This window comes from Methanobrevibacter sp., assembly GCF_045636185.1.
GTDB lineage: Archaea > Methanobacteriota > Methanobacteria > Methanobacteriales > Methanobacteriaceae > Methanocatella.
In genome coordinates this window covers 1-1,812 of record NZ_JAZTXC010000030.1, presented here as the reverse complement: position 1 = coordinate 1,812, position 1,812 = coordinate 1, and the positions used below count along the sequence as shown (strand labels likewise).

General features: G+C 36.1%; 3 protein-coding genes, 1 tRNA gene and 1 pseudogene. All 5 read left to right on the top strand.

The window, feature by feature from the left end:
* Positions 1-280: pseudogene (tuf, locus tag ACKI3Q_RS02185) on the top strand (elongation factor Tu); the annotation flags it as partial.
* Positions 281-318: 38 nt separating this feature from the next.
* A tRNA-Trp gene (locus ACKI3Q_RS02180) sits at positions 319-391 on the top strand.
* A gap of 26 nt (positions 392-417) precedes the next feature.
* The gene (gene secE / locus ACKI3Q_RS02175) at positions 418-609 is read left to right on the top strand and encodes a preprotein translocase subunit SecE (RefSeq protein ID WP_407413840.1); all 192 of its coding nucleotides are present in this window, start codon (positions 418-420) and stop codon (positions 607-609) included.
* Positions 610-661: 52 nt separating this feature from the next.
* Positions 662-1,210, top strand: coding sequence for a transcription termination/antitermination protein NusG (nusG, locus tag ACKI3Q_RS02170; RefSeq protein WP_407413838.1), 549 nt, complete (start codon positions 662-664; stop codon positions 1,208-1,210).
* Positions 1,211-1,259: 49 nt separating this feature from the next.
* A complete protein-coding gene (gene rplK, locus ACKI3Q_RS02165; RefSeq protein WP_407413836.1) occupies positions 1,260-1,697 on the top strand; it encodes a 50S ribosomal protein L11 in 438 nt (145 codons plus the stop codon).
* Positions 1,698-1,812: the final 115 nt, after the last annotated feature.

Sequence of the window (1,812 nt, the reverse complement as noted above, 5' to 3'; positions counted from 1 at the left end):
CCACTTCAAAGGTGAAGTTTACGTTCTTTCAAAAGAAGAAGGTGGTCGTCACACTCCATTTAGAAACAAATATCGTCCTCAATTCTACTTCAGAACAACAGACGTTACAGGCGAAATCTTATTACCAGAAGGTATGGAAATGGTTATGCCAGGTGACCACGTTACAATCGAAGTAAACTTGATCGCTGAAATCGCTATGGACAAAGGTCTCCGTTTCGCTATCCGTGAAGGTGGTAGAACAGTTGGTTCAGGTCAAGTTATTGAACTCCTTGAAGATTGATAATATTAAATATATGGGTGCTTAATTGCACCCTACACACAGGCATAGCTCAATTGGTAGAGTAGTGGTCTCCAAAACCATTGGTTGAGGGTTCGAGTCCTTCTGCCTGTGCTAATAAATAAAATAGTTCAAACAAAATGAAAAGGTTTATAAACTACGTTAAAGAATGTTATACTGAGTTAGTTGAGAAAGTTTCTTGGCCAACTTGGAAGGAACTCCAAAGTAGTGCAATCGTCGTATCCATTGCTTCCCTAATAATCGCTTTGGTGGTTTATCTGATGGATAAGTCTTTTGAAACTTTATTAGAAAACTTTTATCGTATTTTCTAATTAAAGGTGTTTGAATAATCAACATTCTAATTACTTTTAATTTCTATTTGTGATGAGTGAACAGAACGAAAAAAAATGGTATGTTATAAGAGCAGTCAGCGGTAAAGAGAAAAAGGTTAAAGAATATCTTGACGCTGAAATTTCTAGACGTGCTGATTTGCAGTCTCTGATTTCACAAGTACTTATCCCAACAGAGAAAGTTTATTCAGTTAGAAATGGAAAAAAAATCAGCAAGGAAAGAAATTACTTGCCAGGTTATGTTTTAATTGAAGCTGTCTTAACCGGAGAAGTATCTCATGCTATCAAGGATATTCCTCATGTTTTAGGATTCCTTGGCACAAAAGGAGAGGCAGATCCACTTCGTCCATCTGAAGTTTGTCGTATTTTAGGTAAAGTAGATGAACTCACAGAAATGGGTGAAGGTAGTGATTTATCATTCATAGTTGGTGAAACTGTTTTGGTGAACGACGGACCATTCAGTAGTTTTAGTGGCATTATCGAAGAAGTTAATGATGAGAAGAAAAAGCTCAAAGTTATGGTAAAGATATTCGGTCGCAAAACACCACTTGAGTTAAGCTATTTCCAAGTAAAAAGAGAGTAGTATAGAATCTTGAAAATTTTGTTTTCATTTAACTTTTATAAAAATTAAAATGAAAGAAGTAAGCGGATTAATTAAACTGCAAATCAAAGGAGGAGCCGCTAACCCTGCACCACCTGTTGGTCCAGCATTGGGTCAAAAAGGTGTTAACATCATGGAGTTTTGCAAGCAATTCAATGCTCGTACACAAGATCAAGCTGGAAAAGTTCTTCCAGTTATTATTACTGTGTATAAGGACAAATCATTTGATTTCATTGTAAAAGCTTCACCAGTTGCTGCTTCAATTCTTGAAGCTGCTAAGATTGCTAAAGGTTCAAAAGAACCTAACCGTTCAAAAGTTGGTTCTATGAGCTGGGATACAGTTCGTAGTATTGCTGAAAATAAGATGAAGGACTTAAATTGCTTCACAATTGAATCAGCAATGAGCATGGTAGCAGGTACAGCACGTAGTATGGGTGTTAAGGTTACAGGCGAATCACCTTTAAAGTAAAGACTAAGTCTTAAGCATTTGTAGAACAAAAAAAAAGAAATTACCAAATGGCAAAAGTATCTAAGAAAAGAAAAGAAGCTTTAGCTAAGTTCGACAAAAGCAAGGTTTACTCCTT